Here is a 19,833-nt window from a genome sequence, read left to right as displayed (position 1 = left end):
GCTAAAGGTAACAAATAAGTTACCATATGGCAAGGGCGATGAAATTCATGCGTAATGAAGTGCTCTTAAAGTCGTCAGTAACTCATCAGCCAGCACAAACTCCCGATCAACCCTCGCCAGCTCCGGCCGCTTGAGGATCAACACCGGTACTCCACGCTCGCGGGCGACTTCCAGTTTGGGTTCGGTGGCGCTGCTGCCGCTGTTTTTGCTGATCAGTACATCAATCTGGCGCTGCTCGAACAATGCTCGCTCTTCGTCGAGCAGAAACGGCCCGCGTGCGCCGATCACCTCGCAACGTTCATTGCCGGGGTACTGATCCAGAGCGCGCAAGGTCCAGAACTGGTGCTCGGGGATCTCATGCAGATGCTCCAGCGGTTCGCGGCCCAGGGTGAACAGCGGGCGTTTGAATGGTCTCAAGGCTTCGACCAGTTCGGCCCAATCCGCCACTTCCCGCCAGTCATCACCGGCTTGTGCAACCCACTCCGGGCGCCGCAGGGCCCAGCACGGGATGGCGCTGGCTGCAGCGGCAAGAGCTGCGTTACGGCTGATTTGTGCCGCGTAGGGGTGGGTCGCATCCAGCAGCAAGTCGATGCCCTCGTCGGCAATATACCGGGCCAGACCTTCTGCGCCGCCATAACCACCAACCCGTACTTCACAACGCAAATCGGTAGGCACGCGACCGACCCCGGCCAGGCTGTAGACGTGTTGGGGGCCGAGCGTGCGGGCGATGGCCAGCGCTTCGGTGACGCCACCGAGCAACAATATCCGTTTCATGCAAAAGCTCCGGCGTGGCCAACGATGCCGCCTTGGCGGTCGATGGCGAACACTTCAATCTGTACCTGGGCAGGCACCACGCTGCGGGCAAAATTCAGCGCGTGCTGGCATACCGCATCGCCCAAGGCGATACCGACCGCACTGGCCATCGCCAAGGCTTGTTGGCTGGTGTTGGCCTGGCGAATGGCTTCCTGTAGTTGTAGGTCGGCACCAATGGCAGCGGCCCATTGCGCCAGTTGCGGCAGGTCAATGCTGGAGTGACGGCTGTGCAGGTCCATATGCCCCGCGGCCAGCTTGCTGATCTTTCCGAAACCGCCGCAAATGCTCAACTTATCCACAGGGACTTTGCGCAAATGCTTGAGGACCGCGCCGACGAAGTCGCCCATTTCGATCAGGGCAATTTCCGGCAGGTTGTAGACCCGGCGCATGGTGTCTTCGCTGGCATTGCCGGTGCAGGCGGCGATATGCAGGTAGCCGTTGGTTTTGGCCACGTCGATGCCCTGGTGGATCGAGGCGATATAGGCCGCACACGAGAACGGGCGCACGATGCCGCTGGTGCCCAGAATCGACAGCCCGCCGAGAATCCCCAAGCGCGGGTTCATGGTTTTCAGGGCCAGTGCTTCGCCGTCTTGCACGTTTACGGTCACTTCAAAGCCGCCGCCGTAATTCAGCTCGGCTGCCAGTTGCTGCAAATGGTCGGTGATCATCTTGCGCGGTACCGGGTTGATTGCCGGTTCGCCCACGTTCAGTACCAGCCCTGGGCGGGTCACCGTACCGACGCCCCGCCCGGCGACAAAGCCGATGCCCGCTTCGGGCCGCAGGCGCACCCGCGAGTAGAGCAGTGCGCCGTGGGTCACGTCCGGGTCATCGCCTGCGTCCTTGATGGTGCCCGCTTCGGCGCCTGCTTCGCACAGGCGGCAGAATTCCAGACGCATCTGCACCTTTTTGCCTTTGGGCAGGGTGATCTCAACCGCGTCATGGCAGACGCCGCTGAGCAGCAAGCGGGCGGCGGCCAGGCTGGTGGCGGTGGCGCAGCTGCCGGTGGTCAGGCCACTGCGCAGCGGTGCGGGTTGTTCGGCGGTTTCGTCACGCATCGAGGGGCTTGGTCATGTCCAGAAGGGTAATCGGCAGCGCCTGGCGCCAGGTGTCGAACTCGCCCAGCGGTTGCGCCTGAGCGATATGAACCCGCGTCAGTTCGCCGCCGTGGCGTTCGCGCCAGCTCATCAGGAGCATTTCACTTTGCAGGGTGACGGCATTGGCCACCAGTCGCCCGCCGGGCTTGAGTTGCTGCCAGCAGGTGTCGAGCACGCCCTCGCGGGTCACGCCGCCACCGATAAAAATCGCGTCCGGGCGCTCCAGCCCGGCAAGGGCTTGCGGGGCCTTGCCGCGAATCAGTTGCAGGCCGGGAACGCCCAGAGCATCGCGGTTGTGTTCGATCAGTTGTTGGCGGCCCGCATCGGCTTCAATCGCCAGCGTGCGGCAGCTTGGCCAGGTGCGCATCCACTCGATACCGATTGAGCCGCTGCCCGCGCCCACATCCCACAGCAGTTGGCCGGGCAAGGGCGCAAGACGGGCGAGGGTGATGGCCCGCACATCGCGCTTGGTCAGTTGGCCGTCATGCTTGAAGGCCGAGTCAGGCAAGCCGCCACGGGATAGGGGCTGGGTCGAGGCATCGGCCTGGCATTCAATAGCGATCAGGTTGAGGGCTGCGATCGGCGGGTCGCTCCAGGCATTGGCGCAGGCTTCAACCCGGCGTTCCAGTGGGCCGCCAAGATGTTCCAGCACCGTCAGCAGGCTCGGGCCAAAACCCTGTTCGCGCAGCATCGCAGCAATAATGGCCGGGCTACTGCCATCGTTGCTCAACACCAACAAGCGCACGCCGCTGTGCAGATGGGCATTGAGAGCGGCTACTGGGCGCGCTACTACGGACAGCGTGACCACGTCCTGCAAGGCCCAGCCCAGTCGGGCGGCTGCCAGCGAAAAGGACGAAGGCGCTGACAGAACCTGCATTTCATCGCTCGGGACCAATCGTGCCAGGCTGGCACCGACGCCAAACAGCATCGGATCGCCGCTGGCCAGTACGCACACGGGTTCGCCGCGCATTGCCAGCACGGGGGCCAATGAAAACGGGCTGGGCCAGGTTTGGCGCTGGCCACGGATGCATGCGGGCAGCAGGTCGAGCTGGCGCTGGCCGCCTATCACGGTGCCAGCACTCAACAGCGCGCGGCGCGCAGTTTTGCCCAGACCGCTGAAGCCGTCTTCACCGATTCCCACAATTGTTAGCCAGGGCGACATGCCGATCCTCTTGGTGAACGCTGATTTATCCAACTGCCAGCGGGTTTCAAAGGCCCGTAGACAGGGCACGCATGATAGCGCGCCTTGGCCTGCAGGTGCCTTGCGCATAAAGCCACCGGGTGCAATGACGTGACCTTGGCGAAGATTGGGCGGGGCGCTGCAGCCGCGGTTACAACGGTTTGGTGTCGATAAGTATGTAATGCCTTTGCAATGGTGCCGTGGCTTAGCGTTTGAGTTCATTTTCAGGGCGCCCTTCAGGCTCGCCCGTCACGCTTGCGAGATGAACGATGAACGCTATCCCACGCCCGTTTTATGCAGAGCAGGCCTTGTATGAATGCTTCATGAACAGCCTGTCGCTCGCCGAGTTGGCGGGTGACCTCAGTGCGGCCGAAAGCAGCGCGCTGCGCAGTGCGGTAAAGGAAGACCACCCCACCGGGTCGGCGCAGGTGCACAGCCTGTTTGTGTCACGCAAGCAATGCCGACCGGTGCACTGGGCGGGTGCCCTGCTGTGCCGACCAGGCAATGCCCCAGGCAGCGCCGTATTTTTATTTACTGTAACGGGCACGTTGCGACGGTTCGCCGACGAAAGTGCTTTGCGCCAGGCGCTCGAGCAGCAACTGGACGATCCCGAACAGCGCAGTGAGTTGTTGCGCTTGACCCCTCTGGACGTGCGCGCTGCTCTGATCACGCCTGGTGCGCTGACGCTCGACACCCGGCAGGTGCAATCACCGGTGATGCAGAATGTCAGTCAGGGTGTTAGCGACTTTTTAGTCAGTTGCCGGGTGCAGGCATTGGCCAGTCTGATCACTCTGCCTTCGTTACGCTCGGTCCTCGATACACAGTTGAGTCGTGCGCTGGCGCGGGAGTATCCAGGTTGGCTATTGGATTTTCAGACGATCTGGCTTCGCAGCAGCAGACGTGGGGAACACCCCACGCAGGAAGACCAGGTCACGACAGTAAGCTTGGGCACGGCGGCGCTGGATTTTTACCTGAAGGGTGAATTGCCCGCTGCCGATAGCCGAGAGATTTTGGGGTTGCCTGAGGGCGGCACCCATGAAGTTGAAACGCGCCTTGTTCGAGTGCTGTCGAGTGCAACCAAAGACCTGCCAAAGCGCATGCAGGCGGCTCTGGACACGTATTGGCAGGAGGCGGGTGCAGCGCAAGTCAGCCCGTTTGACCATTGTGTCGCCAGGCTCGGCGACCTGTTTTATCACCAGACGCTACAAGCCCTGCATGACCAGCAGATTACCCGGGAACAATTTGGCCATTTGCAGCAGATGTTTTCGGACGTTAATAACAACGCCCAGGTACAGGCTGCGCGTTTGGCGGTGTTTGATCCGACCAAGGGCGAGTTAGCCTTGTCAGGGGTGTTCAGTGTGTTTTTTCCGAAGCAGGAGAGCCCGGTTTTTTCATTTAGCGCAGCCCAAGGGTTGATCAAGCATGGCACTCGGGCGCGGTTCAAGAGTTGGCTGCTGTCGAGTTTGAGAACCCCTGCGACGTATGCATCGATTGCGCGCTACATCGCTTTGGATCAACGTGAGTCGCTCGCGGCAATGTCCGAGCTTCGATTGAGTGTCGAGCATATTTCCAGCGATGTATTCGCCGCTTGCGTGCAATCAATTCGCACCCGGCAGTCCAGCGATTTCAATTTTCTGTTGCAGCAGCTCCGGGCCGGGCATGTCGCGCTGGCAGCGGTCGATCATGCACTCGATGTGCGGCAGTTGATCGACCCTGATCTGTTGGCGTTGAACAGCGGCGGGCGTTGGAGCAGCCGTTATGTGCCGGGTGCAAGCGGTTTTACCCCGGTACCGGACAGCCCCAGTGAGGTCGCCGATGTGCTGGGTTTGAAGTTGATGAACCTGAAGGCTCAGCGGGATGAGCTGCTGCGTTATTGGCCAACCCCATACTCATTTGCCTTGGCCAGGTTGCAGGAACCCATGATCCGGGCCGGGCATGGACGTCTGGATTTCTCCTGCGTGGTGATACAAGCTCGGGACAGCCACACGCCCGTTCGATCAGTGATGCTTGTCGATGCGCTATTGGAGCGGGTGACCGGTTATCGTCCGCTGCCGCTCAACCCTCAGGCGGTTGAGGCCGCTTTGCAATCAAGCAGCAGTGCCGAAGCCAAGCTGCTGAAAACCTTTGCCGGGACCAAGGTGCTGACGGTGCTGGATCAGGCCGCAATGGATTTCAGCGCCCAGTTCAAACAGCGGCTCCGGGGGTTCTTTTTTACCCCTTACAGCCCGCAGGGTCCGGATGCGCTGGCGCTCAGGCTAGCCACCTTGAGGGGCGTGATGTTGCGTGCCGAGCTGCGCCTCATGCATCTGGACAACGCTCTTGGCTCGACTGACCGGGCAATCCTCAACACCGTACTGGACTATCCAGTGAGTGATCAGCGCCCGGCACTCAATCAGTTCGTACCGGATGTGCATGGCATCAGCTTGTCGTTTAACGGGGGGCAGGGGGCAATGGCTGTGGCCAATTGTTTTCTGGTCACCGAACGCGGCGGGCTTGAGTCTGCCAACGCAGGTCGTGCAATTGTCTGGACTCCGGCAGCAGGCTTTGAAGGATTTGATTGTTTGGACCATTGCATGGCGCACCTTGAAGCGCTTTTGCTGAGCAAGGTCCGGCGCTGGGAGTTGCTGGACAATGTGAGCACTGCCGAGCAGTCGGGCGTGTCGACGTATCTGGACGGCACGCGTTACTGGAAAGTGGCCGGGCAAAATCGCTGGCTTTACCTGGAGCCGATCGAGCAGGACTTCATCAGCCAATGCCAGATAGCTGCTATCAACAAGGTGCTGCAGGACATCGAACATGTGTGCCGTCTGGCCCGAAATACGCCGTTGTCGGCGCAGGCTTTTGAAAATACGGTGCAGAGCGCGTTGGTTGCAGGCCGGGCCGGGGTAATGCTGGAGCGGGTGATCGAAACGGCTCGTCTGCAACAGTTCAATACCTTGCTGCCCGCCTGGCTGAAAGCGGCCGCGCCAGACGAGCAACAGCAATACGCTCACCTGTTGCAGCGCTTTCAGAGTGCCGGGCAAGCCGATCAGAGTTACTTGCATGACATCCCGGAAATCACCGAGTTTTCACGAGCGGCTCTGGCGTCTCGCCTGAACACCGACTTTCCTGGCCAAGGGCTGCAGCCGGATGCGATTGAGGTGGTGATCGACACCTATCTTGGCGCTCCTGTAGGCGTGGGCAATATTCCGTCTTTTTTGCCCGCGGCCACAACGCGTACTCACCAGAGCCTGACGCAGTTTGCCTTGAATGCTTTTTACCGGCTCAACGCCGGGACGATGTCCTTGCACGGCCACGATGGCCGGGCGCTACCTGCGTTGCTGGACGCCGCTTATGTGCGTCAGTTAACCCGGCAACTGGATATCGGCGCTCAGTACCAAACCTTGCTCAAGACCAGACTTGCGCCCGGTAACGATGGCGTTGCACTGCGCCAGCAACAATTTGCCGAGCATTTGCGGCTGCAAGTGATTGAGCAGGCATTGCGCGAGAAGCTGATCGACCCGAGAAAGGAAACCTCCTGGCGCTATTTGCAGCATGTGATGGACATGCCCGATGGCTCGGCCCGCGAACCGCTGGACGGTGGCACGATCATCATTCGGCCCTTCGAGTTGATCGCAGAAGAGGGGGATGACCCGGACCGGGTCGCGGGTGTGTACCTGATCGGCCCCGCGGCACCCGAGGCCGGGCCGCAGATTTTGTGGGTCAACTACAGCGAGCAGTTTACGTTCCAGTCTTACGACAGCGACGCTGACGTGCTCGAAGACCTGCGCACCTCCACACCTATGCAAAATCTGCTGCTGTCACGCATGTCAGCCTTTACCCGCAAGACTTACGCCAATGGCGGTTTTGTCGAACCGCATCTGGCGCGTTATATCAGCTCACCCATACCCGGTCTGTTGCTCAAGGCTTTGCCACCCACTCTGGCTAACCGCCCCATCGCGGGCAATTTGTTTCATGAACTGTACAAGGATAACTACCAATTGCTGCTGGAAATGGCTGCGGAGCAATCGAAAACGACGGCCGAAGCGAATTGGGAGTCTTTCAAGTACCTGTTCAGCCTGATCGTGCAGACTGCGCTGATGTTTCTCCCGGCCAAACTCAGTATTCCGTTGGTGGTTTGGCAGAGCATGGGGGCGCTAAATGAGGGCGTGGCCGCGGCAAGGCGGGGCACGTGGGGCGAGGCCGTAGGGGATTTTGCCCAGGCGCTGCTGATAACGGCCACCCGTCAACGCAGCGGCAAACATACCGAAGGCGTGACGCCGGAGCTGGCCCCACAAGCCGAGTTACAGCCTTTTCAGGTCAATGATGTGGCCCTGAAAGATCTGCACAGAGACCCCTCCACTCATGTTTACAGCGACCCGCGCAGCGGCTTCAACTATGTGCAGTTGGCCGGGCAAGTGTTTCGTCTCAAGGCCTGGCGCGAGCGCTGGCGCATTTTTATCGACGAACAGCTCGACGGCCCACTGCTGAAACTCGACGACAAGCAGCAGTGGGTTCTGGACACCCGCGAGCCGCTGTTGGGCGGCGGCCCGGTGTTTTCCAGAGCGATCATGGGCGGGTATGCCTTTACCTATGAAATGGAAGCCATTGGCATGGACAGTATTCAACGGCGTTTTCCTGAGAAGGCATTGAAGATCCGCGAGGCTCATGAGCTGGCGACTATCTACCTGCAACGCAGTCAAAACGCACTGCATACGCTGAACGAGGCGGGTGAGGTAAATGCTGATAACCGCGAACTGCTGGAGATTTTCTTTGATGTTGAGGCAATTGATCAAGCGATGCTCGAGCGGCTCAAACAAACGGTTGAGCCCATGCTTGCACGGTTTTTACATCCCGATATGGCGCCACTGACGTCAAGCAAATACGTGGTGTGTCGATCCCGGTTTGCGAACAATACTGTGGCTTTTGTCAACCTTGCGGACCCGAGCAAGCGTGTCTATTTGGCCGAGAAGTTCTTCGCCTCGGTGTTTGAATTACCCTATGCGTTAAATCACCCGTACTTGAAGCAGACCGAGCCACCGTTTGCGGTCAACCAGCACTATCGCGCCTCGTTCCTGTTGCACGAGATCAACCATCAAGTACTGAACACGGACGATATTTTTTATTCGAACCCGGGCTTCCCCTATCCCGATCTACTGGATGAGCGTACGGCCTATGGCAGCCGTCTTAAACAGCTCTGTGACGTCGCTCAGCAGTGCCATTCGCCGTACGTGGAGGAGCAGAGGCTGTTTCAGTCGTTCAATCCCGATACCCAGCAGTGGAGCGATATACCAAACGGTCCGGCCAAAAGCCATGTGAAAAAAATTGCCGGGGTGCAAACGCTGGCGCAAGCCCGTGAGGTATTCACCAAGGACCCCATGAAACGTATCGATTTGATGCTGGCCAATGCTGACACGGTAGTCTTGCTGATCAGCCGTCTGGGCCGTGTTCACCCGGTGTTCGCTGAGCCGCCTCAACCCATGTAGGTATTCCGTCCGGCAAGCTTTTCATGGGATTGCCCAAAGCAGGCATAATGCGCCACCTGCAATAGCCCATTGCCTGTTCTGGATAGCCCATTGACCCTGCCACTTGAATTGCCTGTCACGACTTCTGTGCGCCCTTCGGCTTGCCCGGGGTTACTGCGCATCGTTGCCGCGCTGGATGGCGGGATCTGCCGGGTCAAGCTGGACGGCGGCTCGATCACTGCACGGCAAGCCCGGGCGGTGGCTGATGTGGCCCAGCGTTATGCCAGCGGCGTGATCGAGGCGACCAATCGCGCCAACCTGCAGATTCGTGGTGTTGGGCCCAGGCAGCGTGAGCTGATTGAGCCCCTGCTGGCGGTGGGCCTAGGGCCTGCGACCGCAGCAGGTGATGATGTGCGCAACCTGATGCTCAGCCCTACTGCGGGCATCGACCCGCAGATGCAGTTCGATACGCGCCCGCTGGCCCGGCAAATACTCGCGAGTTTGCAAAGTACTGCGCGGTTTGCCGAGTTGTCGGCCAAGTTCGCGGTGCAACTGGACGGCGGCGAAGCATTGGCCATGCTCGAACACCCCCACGACCTGTGGTTGTCGGCGTTCGAGCACAATGGCCAGACGCTGCTGGCCTTTGGTCTGGCCGGGTGCCCGGGCCATGACCGGGCGCTGGCAGCGGTGCCGGTTGAGCACGGGCATGCGCTGGTGCTGGCAGTGTTGACGCTGTTTCTTGATCTGGCCCGCCCGGAACACACGCGGATGCGTCATTTGCTCAAGGAAGTTGCGCTCGCGGATTTTATGGCGCAGTTGGCGCAACGCCTCAGTGTGCCGCTGATGGTGCTGGCACAATGGCGGCGCGAAGGCACTGACGGGTTACGGCACATCGGGACTTATCCACAGATCGAGCAAGGCCGGGTCCATATCGGCGCCGTGCCTGCGCTGGGTCGGCTGGATGCCGCGACCCTGGCCGGGCTGGCTCAACTGGCAGAGACGTTCGGCGACGGCACGTTGCGCTTCACCCCTTGGCAAAGTGTGTTGCTGCCCAATGTTCAGGCGCAGGCTGCGCTCACGGTTACACGACAGTTAGAAGCCCTGGGGTTGCTCTGTGATGTACAGACCCCGCTGGCGCATCTGCTTGCCTGTACCGGTTCAAGCGCCTGCGCCAAAGGCCTGGCCGATACCAAACAGGACGCGCGTCAGCTGGCGGCCGTTTTGCAGCAACCGCACAACATACATCTGACTGGCTGCCTGCGCTCTTGCGCGGCGGCCCACGTTGCGCCGGTCACTTTGCTGGCCGTGGCGCCCGGTCATTACGACCTTTATTTACGTGCCCCAGAACAACCGGGTTTCGGTGTTCTGCGCGGGCGCAACCTTACTATTGAAGCGGCGGGCGCCTGGCTTGAGGCCCGCCAACGGAGCAACACCGATGATTGATTACATCCGCGATGGTCAAGAGATCTATCGCAACTCGTTCGCCATTATTCGTGCCGAGGCCAACCTCGCCAGTATCCCGGCGGATCTGGAAAAACTCGCGGTGCGAGTGATTCACGCCTGCGGCATGGTCGACGCTATCGAGGACCTGCGTTTTTCGCCGGGCGCGGGCAAGGCCGGACGCGATGCACTGGCTGCTGGCGCGGCAATCTTGTGCGATGCGCGCATGGTTTCCGAAGGTGTGACCCGTACCCGTTTGCCGGCCAACAACCCGGTGATCTGTACCCTGCGTGAAGAAGGCGTGCCAGAGCTGGCGCTGGAGAAGGGCAACACCCGCTCGGCGGTGGCCCTTGAACTGTGGCGTCCGTATCTGGAAGGCAGCGTGGTGGTGATCGGAAACGCGCCGACCGCGCTGTTTTACCTGCTGGAAATGATCGATGCCGGGGCACCTAAACCGGCGCTGATTCTGGGCTTTCCGGTCGGCTTTGTCGGCGCAGCTGAATCCAAGGCCATGCTCGCGGCGGACAGTCGCGGCGTGCCGTTTGTGATCATGCAGGGCCGCCGCGGCGGCAGCGCGATGGCTGCGGCTGCGGTCAACGCACTGGCGACGGAGATCGAATAATGACGCAACCAGGACGTTTGATCGGTTTGGGCGTTGGTCCCGGTGACCCGGAGCTGATTACCGTGAAAGCCTTGCGCTTGCTGCGCGAGTCGCCGGTGGTGGCGTACTTCGTCGCCAAAGGCAAAAAGGGCAATGCTTTCGGCATTATCGAAGCCCATCTGCAAGACGCGCAAACGCAGATGCCGCTGGTGTACCCGGTGACCACTGAAGTGTTGCCGGAGCCGTTGTCGTACGAACAAGTGATCAGCGATTTCTACGATCAGGCGGCTGTTGAAGTGGCCGTGCATCTGGAAGCCGGGCGCGATGTGGCGGTGATCTGCGAAGGCGACCCGTTCTTCTACGGCTCCTATATGTACCTGCACGACCGTCTGGCCCAGCGTTTTGAGGCTCAGGTGGTGCCGGGTGTGTGCTCGATGTTGGGCGGTGCTTCGGTACTGGGCGTGCCGCTGGTGTATCGCAACCAGAGCCTGTCGGTGCTCTCGGGTGTGCTGCCCCACGACGAACTCAAGTCGCGCCTGGCGGTTGCCGATGCGGCGGTGATCATGAAACTGGGGCGCAACTTTCATAAAGTGCGCGAAGTACTGGGTGAGCTGGGCCTGGCCGAGCGTGCGCTATACGTTGAGCGCGCCACCATGAGCAATCAGAAAATCGTGCCGCTCAATGAAGTGGAACCGATGTCCTCGCCGTACTTCTCGCTGATTATCGTGCCGGGCGAGCGGTGGCAAGGATGAGTCGACCAGCACCGGCCATTGTCATCCTGGGCAGTGGCAGCTTGAACACCGCTCGGCGTATTCAACAGTGCTGCTCAGAGGCGCTGATTTATGGTCTGGCAGGGCGGGTTGAGGACGTTGACCGCAGTTACAGTGATTTTGGTGCCACCCTGCGTGAGCTGTATCAGCAGGGCACACCGATTATTGCGTTGTGCGCGGCGGGAATTGTGATTCGCACGCTGGCGCCGTTGCTGCTGGAGAAGGGCGCCGAGCCGCCGGTACTGGCCGTTGCCGAAGACGCCAGCGCGGTCGTACCGCTGCTGGGCGGGCTGGGCGGGGTGAACGATCTGGCACGGGAAATCGCTGCCGGCTTGGGCATTGCTCCTGCGATCACCACCAGCGGTGAACTGCGCTTTGGCACCTGCCTGCTTAACCCGCCGAGCGGCTACGCCTTGGGCGATCTGGAATTGGGCAAGCGCTTTGTGTCTGACCTGCTGGCGGGCGAGCCGGTGCGTATCGAAGGTGATGCACCGTGGCTGGTCAGCGCGCAGTTGCCTGAAAGTCAGCAGGCACGTCTGAGTATTCATATCGGCAGTGCCGAGCGTGAACCGGCGGCTGATGAGCTGTTGATCTATCCGCGCAATGTGCTGCTGAAGGCAAGTGCTGAAGTCTCGGCGCAGACGATTCGCGAGGCTTTGCACGAGGCGAAGTTGGCCTGGCAATCGCTGGCGTGCATCGTTGCGCCCGACACCTTGATGGGCAGCGCGCAGTTGCGTGAAACGGCCCTCGAATTGGCTGTGCCACTTCGGTTTGTCAGCGCTGCCGAGCAACTGCCTGTGGACTGGCGCGAGTCGGGTAGCGGGCTAAAGTTTGGCGTAGCATTCGCACCACTGGACCCACAGCAGATTGGCCGGGCGCGTGGACGCTTGGCCGTTATCGGCCTGGGCCCCGGCGCTGCCGAGCTGATGGTGCCTGCGGTCAAAGCCGAACTGGCCCGGGCCAATGATGTGTTGGGTTACGAAACCTATGTGCGCATGGCCGGGCCGTTTCGCGCCGATCAGGTGCTGCATTGCACCGATAACCGAGAAGAAATGCAGCGTGCCCGACATGCCTTTGAGCTGGCGGCACAAGGTCGTTCGGTCGTGGTGGTGTCTTCGGGTGATCCCGGCGTATTTGCCATGGCCGCTGCAGTGCTTGAGGCCTTGCACGAGTCTACTGAACCGCAGTGGCACAGCGTCGACCTGGAGATCCTGCCGGGCGTATCGGCTTCGTTGGCAACTGCTGCACAGGCGGGTGCGCCGCTGGGGCATGACTTCTGCGTAATGTCGCTGTCGGACAACCTCAAGCCGTGGAGCATCATTGAAAAGCGTCTGGACCTGGCATCCGAGGCGGACCTGGCCCTGGCGTTCTACAATCCGATCTCCCGTTCACGACCGTGGCAGTTGGGGGTTGCGCTGGATATCGTGCGCCGTCATCGCACGGCGCAAACGCCTGTGGTGCTGGGGCGCGATATCGGCCGTCCAGGCCAAACCCTGCGCGTGATTACGTTGGGTGATTTGACGCCGGATCAGGTAGATATGCGCACTATGGTGCTGATTGGTTCGTCGACCACCTGCACCTTCCCGCGTGCCGATGGTACACAGTGGGTGTATACGCCGCGCTGGTATGGCGAAAAGCCTTGAGCACAACCGTAGCAGCTGCCGAAGGGACGAGGCTGCGTCCGGCTGCGAAGCAGTCGTAAAACCATTCGGCTTTGGTGAATCAGATGCACCGTGCTTGCCGGTTTTACGACGATTGCATCGTCGAACGCAGCCTCGTTCCTACGGCAGCTGCTACGCAGACTTTGTTCAAGGGACCATATAGCCCCGAACCCCGGTAAAGATGATTTGCGCTGCGAGGGCGCATACAAACAGGCCCATCAGGCGGCTTACGATCTGTAAGCCCTGCTCGCCCAGAATTCCCTCGATCTTGTTGGAAAGGTAAAGCACCACGCCGACCGTCAGGCTGGCCAGGGCAATACTGACGATAGCCATGAGCTTGTCGTCCCAATGGGGCTGGGTGATGCCCATGACCAGCAGCGCACCAATGGTGCCGGGGCCCACGGTGAGCGGGATGGTCAACGGCACAATGGTTACGTCTTGCTGCACGTTGTCAGTCTGAACCACAGACTTGCCTTGGGCCATGCCCAGTGCCGAGATAAACAGCACGCTGCCGGCACCGATGCGGAACGCGTCAACGGTGATGCCAAACACGCTGAAAATGGTGCGCCCGAACAGATAGAGCAGCACGCTGGAGATCAGCGTGGCCAGGGCCACTTTCCAGGCCAGGCGGCGGCGCTCCTTGTTCGAGTAACCCCGGGTCAGGCTGATAAAACACGACAGTACGAAGAACGGGCTGTAGAGCACCAGCATCTTCAAATACACACTGAACAACACATGGAGCATGGTCTGAGCTCACATCGAAGGGGGGCGCGCAAAGTTTATCAGGGGATTGAGTGTATGTTAGGACAGTTGTGCCCTGGATTGACGCAACTCACGCTGTTCGACCCAGAATTCCACCAGTTCACGCAGTTGCGACAGCTCCACGGGTTTTGACATGTGCCCGTCCATGCCTGCCTGTCGAGCGCGTTCCTTGTGCTCGGTAAGGATGTGCGCGGTCAACGCAACCACCGGGGTGCGTACCCGCTGATGGCTGACTTCCCAAGCGCGCAATTGCTCGGTAGCGGAAAAACCGTCCAGTATCGGCATTTCACAGTCCATCAGAACCAGGTCGTAGCGCTGGGTTTTCATCGCTTTCAGCGCTTCCTCGCCATTGCAGGCGGTGTCCGGGTGCAGGTTGAGCTTGCCCAGCATGCCGCGAATGACCTTGGTCGAGATGTTGTTGTCTTCGGCCACCAGAATACGGAAGTCACCGGGCACTGATACAGGTACGGCCGCCGGGCCATTGGCAGAGGTGTGCGCGGCGGTATGCCCCTTGTTGCGCTGGGTCAGTTCATCGGCCAAGGTGGTTTTGAGGGTGTAACCGGCCACTGGCTTGGCGAGGATGCGCTTGATCCCGCAGTTGCGCGCAATGATCTTGCTCGGCGCGTTGCTGATACCCGTGAGCATGACCAGCAGGATGTCGTGGTTGAGGCTCGGGTCTTCCTTGATCTTGGCGGCCAGTTGCATGCCCGTCATGCCAGGCATGTTCTGGTCCAGCAGGACGATGTCGAAGTAATCACGCAAGTGCGCCTTGGTGCGCAGCAAGGCCAGAGCCTCCTTGCCCGATGCCGCGGCACTGACGTTCAGGCCCCAGGCGGAGCACTGTTGCACCAGCACTTTGCGGCAGGTGTCGTTGTCGTCGACCACCAACACCCGTGCGCCCTTGAGCGGGCTGTCCAGATCGGAAGTCGGGTGCTCAAGGTGTTGCGGGTCCAGAGGCAGGGTCAGCCACAGATTGCTGCCGGTGGTTTGCCCGGGTTTGATCCCGAACTCGCCGCCCATCAACAGGATCAGCTGGCGCGCGATGACCAAGCCCAAATGGCCACCGAGGCGGGTTGCCGCGAGGAAGTTCTTGCTGTGCAACTCGGCATGCAACAGGGCGTCACGCTCCTGCTCATCCATCGGTTGGCCGGAGTCTTGAATGGCAATGCGCAGGCGTGGCGGGCCGCTGCGCTCCTCCAGTGCGACAACGATAAGAATCTCGCCCTCGTCGGTCTTTTTCAGGGAGTTCTCGAGCAGGCTGAGCAAGGTCTGGCGCAGGCGGGTGGGGTCACCGCTGATCACCCGTGGCACTTGTGGCTGGATAAAACTGATGAGCTCGACGTTCTGCTGTTCGGCTTTGGTGCGGAAAATACTCAGGCAGTCTTCGATCAGGGCATTGAGGTCGAACTGTACGTCGTCGAGCTCGATTTGCCCCGATTCGAGCTTGGAGATATCGAGAATTTCGTTAATCAGCGTCAGCAGCTCGTTGCCCGCACTGTGGATGGTTTGTACGTAATCGCGTTGTTTGACCGACAGTGGTGTACCCAGCAGCAGTTCGGTCATACCCAGCACGCCGTTCATGGGGGTGCGGATTTCATGGCTGATCTTGGCCAGGAACTCGGCCTTGGCACTTACCTCGGCGTTACTGGCAGCCAGGTCGCGGCTGATGCTGAATTGCGCATCGGTGATGCCGCGATTGCGCTCGCTCAAGGCGATGCTCATCAGCAAACCGCTGGTGCAGATCACCATCATCAGCGCCAGAACCAGCTCCTGCGGTGCGATCAGGGTCAGGCCCAGCAGTGCGGGGAGGATCACCAGGGTGCCGATATTGAAAAACACCATCGCCATGACAAACATGCGCGCCGGTCGGTAGCCTTTTTGCCAGTGGTAAACCGCAACCGCCAGAATGCTCAGGCTCGCCAGTCCGACCAGAGCGTAGGTCATCAGGTTCAGTGGCAGGTCATCGATAAACAGCAGTAGCAGGCCGCCGAGGCTGATGATCAGAATGTTTAGCAACAGCAGTTTGTGCAGCGGATGTGAGCCACGGTTCGAGAAAAAGTGATAGGTAAACATCAACCCGCAAGGTGCGGTCAGCAGCAGGGCCAGGTAGGCACCGGGGATTTGTGCGCCTTGCCACTGCGGGAGCCAGGGGTCCAGCAGGTTCAGGAACAGCGCCGAACTGGCCATGAGCAGGATTTCACAAATCGCAAGCCACAGGCTGCTGGGCGAGCGGCTAAAGGAAAAGCGAATCAGGTTGTGCAACACCAGCATTGCCATGCAACCGAGCAACAGACCATAGAGCAAGGGCTTGCCCTGGCTGGCGGCCAGCATGACGGCAGTGTCGAGGGTAATGTGGGGACGTAACTGGTGGTCCGAGACCATGCGCAGGTAAACATCCAGGGCTTCATGACTTTGCGGTAAAGGCAGTAGGTAGTCACTGCTTGGCACAGGCTTGCTGCTGAGGGGCAGTGAGTTGCCGGTGACGATTTCGCTGATCAGCTTTTGATCGTCAAAGACATACATGTCCAGGCGCGAGAGGTCGGGGGCGAACACCCGCAGAATTTGTTCGTGCCTGTCGGGTTGCAAGCGTACCCGCAGCCATAGGGCTTCACCGGGTTCGGCGGGGGTTAACCGGGCAAGATCGACGGGACTGAACTGGCTGGATAGCCGTGCGGAGCGCACATCGCTCAGTTGCAGTGTGCCCTGAGGGTCAGAGAGGACCGACCAACTTGTGGCTGATGCCGCCTGCACCGACGTTATACCGAGTACAGAAGCCATCAGAGCGACGGTAAAAGCTATGGCAATCCTGAGCCAGCGCACGGCGAAATCCCTTCGTAAAGTGAAGCCAGATGATAACTATGCGCGGGCCTGGAATAGTTAGGCAAGGGCCAATGGCCCTTACCTATCCATGTGGATTGCTTATTCCTGGTTCTCACCGCGTTCGCGTGCAATGGCTCGGTAGCCAATATCGTTGCGGTAGAAACAACCGTCCCACTCGATGGCCTTGGCCAGCGCGTAAGCTTTTTGCTGCGCCGCTTCAACGGTGTCACCCATTGCGGTTGCGCACAGTACGCGGCCGCCCGAGGTCACGACTTCACCGGCTGCATTAAGCGCAGTACCGGCATGGAACACTTTGCCTTCCAGCTTGGCGGCTGCGTCCAGACCGTGGATTACTGCGCCTTTGGCATAATCGCCAGGGTAGCCGCCAGCAGCCAGGACAATGCCCAGGCTTGGACGCGGGTCCCATTGTGCTTCAACCTTGTCCAGCGCTTGAGCCAGTGCGGCTTCGATCAGCAGTACCAGGCTCGATTGCAGGCGTAGCATCACCGGCTGAGTTTCCGGGTCGCCAAAGCGGCAGTTGAACTCGATGACTTTCGGGTTGCCGGCCTTGTCGATCATCAGGCCTGCGTACAGGAAGCCGGTGTAGACGTTGCCTTCTTCAGCCATGCCGCGCACGGTCGGCCAGATCACCAGATCCATCACGCGCTGGTGAACTTCGGCGGTGACTACCGGGGCCGGGGAGTAAGCACCCATGCCGCCGGTGTTCGGACCGGTGTCAGCGTCGCCAACACGTTTGTGGTCCTGGCTGGTGGCCATTGGTAGAACGTTCTTGCCGTCGACCATCACGATAAAGCTGGCTTCTTCGCCGTCGAGGAACTCTTCGATGACCACGCGCGAACCGGCTTCGCCAAACGCATTGCCCGCGAGCATGTCGCGTACGGCGTCTTCGGCTTCGGTCAGGGTCATGGCGACGATCACGCCTTTGCCCGCGGCCAGGCCGTCGGCCTTGATCACGATCGGCGCGCCGACTTTTTGCAGGTAAGCCAGAGCGGGTTCGATTTCAGTGAAGTTCTGGTAGTCGGCAGTCGGGATCTTGTGACGCGCCAGGAAGTCCTTGGTGAATGCCTTGGAGCCTTCCAGCTGAGCGGCACCAGCGGTAGGGCCGAAGCAGTCCAGGCCACGGGCACGGAACAGATCAACCACACCGGCAACCAGTGGCACTTCCGGGCCAACAATGGTCAGGGAAACATTTTTCTCGGCAAAATCAGCCAGTTGCTCAAGGGCCAGCACGTCGATGGCGACGTTCTCGCACTTGGCTTCGATGGCGGTGCCGGCGTTGCCCGGGGCAACGAATACTTTGGCGACACGTGGGTCCTGAGCTACTTTCCAGGCCAGTGCGTGTTCGCGGCCACCGCTGCCAATGATCAAAACATTCATTTCAAAAACCTCGGATGACGCTGAATTCTGTGGAAACGCGGGTCAGACCTTGTAGCCGCTGCCGCCAGGCTGCGATCAACCGCGAAGCGGTTGCAGGATGTTCAGATCGCTGAAGACCTTTTGGGTCTTATCGCAGCCTTCGGCAGCGGCTACATGGTTCGTGGCGTCTGCAAAAGTGTTTAGTGACGGAAGTGGCGCATGCCGGTGAAGACCATGGCAATACCAGCTTCGTCTGCTGCTGCAATCACTTCGTTGTCACGCATCGAGCCGCCCGGCTGGATCACTGCAGTGATACCGGCCTTGGCTGCGTTGTCGATGCCGTCACGGAACGGGAAGAATGCGTCCGATGCCATTACGGCGCCTTGTACTTGCAGACCCGCGTGTTCAGCCTTGATCGCGGCAATACGGGCCGAGTTTACGCGGCTCATCTGACCTGCGCCGACACCGATGGTCTGACGGCCCTTGGCGTAGACGATGGCGTTGGACTTCACGTATTTGGCTACTTTCCAGGCGAAGATCAGGTCGTTGATCTCTTGCTCGGTCGGTGCGCGCTTGGTCACGACTTTAAGGTCTTCACTGCCGATCATTTCGATGTCACGGCTCTGAACCAGCAGGCCGCCGTTAACACGTTTGAAGTCCCAGGCCGGGGCACGGTCTGCGCTCCACTCACCGCAGGCCAGCAGGCGTACGTTGGCTTTGGCTGCCACGATGGCGCGGGCTTCTTCGCTCACGGACGGGGCGATGATCACTTCAACGAACTGACGCTCAACGATGGCCTTGGCCGTTTCAGCGTCCAACTCGCGGTTGAAGGCGATGATGCCGCCGAAAGCCGATTCGGTGTCAGTGGCGTAGGCCAGCTCGTAGGCTTGGCGAATGCCGCCTTCTGCGTCCGGGCTTACGGCCACGCCACACGGGTTGGCGTGCTTGACGATCACACAGGCTGGCTTAACAAAGCTTTTTACACATTCCAGCGCAGCGTCGGTGTCGGCTACGTTGTTGAACGACAGCTCTTTGCCTTGCAGCTGGGTCGCGGTGGCGATGCTGACTTCAGTCGGCTTGGCTTCAACGTAGAACGCCGCTTTCTGGTGCGGGTTCTCGCCGTAGCGCATTTCCTGGGCCTTGATGAACTGGCTGTTGAAGGTACGCGGGAACAGGCTGCGATCTTCTGTGCTCAGGGTCTCGGCGGCCTGGTTCACTGTACCCAGGTAGTTGGCGATCATGCCGTCGTAGGCAGCGGTGTGCTCGAAGGCCTTGAGCATCAGGTCGAAACGCTGTGCGTAGGTCAGGCCGCCGGCCTTGAGGTTTTCCAGAACGTTGGCGTAATCGCTGGCATTCACCACGATGGCCACGTCTTTGTGGTTTTTGGCCGCCGAGCGAACCATGGTCGGGCCGCCGATATCGATGTTCTCGATGGCGGTCGGCAGGTCGCAGCCTGGTTTGGAGATGGTGGCTTCAAACGGGTAGAGGTTAACGGCTACCAGGTCGATCGGCTTGATGCCGTGCTCGTTCATGATGTCGTCGTCGATGCCGCGACGGCCCAAAATGCCGCCGTGGATTTTCGGGTGCAGGGTTTTAACCCGACCGTCCATCATTTCTGCAAAACCGGTGTAGTCAGCGACTTCAACAGCGGCTACGCCGTTGTCTTGCAGCAGCTTGAACGTACCGCCTGTGGACAGGATCTCGACGCCGAGGGCTTCCAGTTCACGGGCGAAATCAAGGATTCCGGTTTTGTCGGAAACGCTGATTAGAGCGCGGCGGATCGGCAGGCGGGTAGTCTGATCGGTCATCTCGATTTCCATCAAAAGCAAAGGAGTCAGCAAAAAAGGCGGCCTGTTTTATCAGGACGCCTT

12 protein-coding genes are annotated in these 19,833 nt (G+C 60.1%); 5 read left to right on the top strand and 7 right to left on the bottom strand.

Annotated elements, in window-relative coordinates; translation table 11 throughout:
• Positions 1-45 precede the first annotated feature (45 nt).
• The 3 genes from U5A05_RS21790 to cbiE are packed head-to-tail and all read right to left on the bottom strand — an operon-like array spanning position 46 to position 3,069.
• Entirely contained in the window at positions 46-774 is a 729-nt protein-coding gene (locus tag U5A05_RS21790; protein WP_261739913.1) for a cobalt-precorrin-6A reductase, read from the bottom strand.
• On the bottom strand, positions 771-1,868 hold the full coding sequence (locus tag U5A05_RS21785) for a cobalt-precorrin-5B (C(1))-methyltransferase (RefSeq protein WP_321834783.1): 1,098 nt from the start codon (positions 1,866-1,868) through the stop codon (positions 771-773). The genes U5A05_RS21790 and U5A05_RS21785 overlap by 4 nt, the downstream gene beginning before the upstream one ends.
• On the bottom strand, positions 1,861-3,069 hold the full coding sequence (gene cbiE, locus U5A05_RS21780) for a precorrin-6y C5,15-methyltransferase (decarboxylating) subunit CbiE (protein WP_321834782.1): 1,209 nt from the start codon (positions 3,067-3,069) through the stop codon (positions 1,861-1,863). Before cbiE ends, U5A05_RS21785 begins: the two co-directional genes overlap by 8 nt.
• 287 nt (positions 3,070-3,356) lie before the next feature.
• Here cbiE and U5A05_RS21775 point away from each other — a divergent pair, with 287 nt between their 5' ends.
• The 5 genes from U5A05_RS21775 to cobJ all read left to right on the top strand — a co-directional run bounded on the left by U5A05_RS21775 (position 3,357) and on the right by cobJ (position 12,985).
• Positions 3,357-8,552: a dermonecrotic toxin domain-containing protein gene (locus tag U5A05_RS21775; RefSeq protein WP_321834781.1), complete on the top strand. Its 5,196-nt coding sequence runs from the start codon at positions 3,357-3,359 to the stop codon at positions 8,550-8,552.
• A gap of 90 nt (positions 8,553-8,642) precedes the next feature.
• A complete protein-coding gene (gene cobG, locus U5A05_RS21770; RefSeq protein ID WP_321834780.1) occupies positions 8,643-9,974 on the top strand; it encodes a precorrin-3B synthase in 1,332 nt (443 codons plus the stop codon).
• Entirely contained in the window at positions 9,967-10,593 is a 627-nt protein-coding gene (locus U5A05_RS21765; protein WP_261739908.1) for a precorrin-8X methylmutase, read from the top strand. The genes cobG and U5A05_RS21765 overlap by 8 nt, the downstream gene beginning before the upstream one ends.
• Positions 10,593-11,324, top strand: coding sequence for a precorrin-2 C(20)-methyltransferase (locus U5A05_RS21760; RefSeq protein WP_261739907.1), 732 nt, complete (start codon positions 10,593-10,595; stop codon positions 11,322-11,324). Before U5A05_RS21765 ends, U5A05_RS21760 begins: the two co-directional genes overlap by 1 nt.
• Positions 11,321-12,985 (top strand): precorrin-3B C(17)-methyltransferase, encoded by a 1,665-nt coding sequence (gene cobJ, locus U5A05_RS21755; RefSeq protein ID WP_321834777.1) that lies wholly within the window; start codon positions 11,321-11,323, stop codon positions 12,983-12,985. Before U5A05_RS21760 ends, cobJ begins: the two co-directional genes overlap by 4 nt.
• A 165-nt stretch (positions 12,986-13,150) precedes the next feature.
• Here cobJ and U5A05_RS21750 read toward each other — a convergent pair whose 3' ends face one another.
• The 4 genes from U5A05_RS21750 to purH form a co-directional block, all read right to left on the bottom strand.
• Positions 13,151-13,747, bottom strand: a complete 597-nt coding sequence (locus tag U5A05_RS21750) for a MarC family protein (RefSeq protein ID WP_261739905.1) — start codon at positions 13,745-13,747, stop codon at positions 13,151-13,153.
• A gap of 57 nt (positions 13,748-13,804) precedes the next feature.
• Positions 13,805-16,585, bottom strand: a complete 2,781-nt coding sequence (locus U5A05_RS21745; RefSeq protein WP_321834775.1) for a hybrid sensor histidine kinase/response regulator — start codon at positions 16,583-16,585, stop codon at positions 13,805-13,807.
• 99 nt (positions 16,586-16,684) lie between these two features.
• On the bottom strand, positions 16,685-17,983 hold the full coding sequence (gene purD / locus U5A05_RS21740; RefSeq protein ID WP_321834774.1) for a phosphoribosylamine--glycine ligase: 1,299 nt from the start codon (positions 17,981-17,983) through the stop codon (positions 16,685-16,687).
• A 179-nt stretch (positions 17,984-18,162) separates the two neighbouring features.
• A complete protein-coding gene (gene purH, locus U5A05_RS21735) occupies positions 18,163-19,770 on the bottom strand; it encodes a bifunctional phosphoribosylaminoimidazolecarboxamide formyltransferase/IMP cyclohydrolase (RefSeq protein ID WP_261739902.1) in 1,608 nt (535 codons plus the stop codon).
• Positions 19,771-19,833 lie beyond the last annotated feature (63 nt).

The organism is Pseudomonas kulmbachensis (assembly GCF_963681935.1).
Taxonomy (GTDB): Bacteria; Pseudomonadota; Gammaproteobacteria; order Pseudomonadales; family Pseudomonadaceae; genus Aquipseudomonas; species Aquipseudomonas kulmbachensis.
This window is presented reverse-complemented; position numbering and strand designations above follow the sequence as displayed.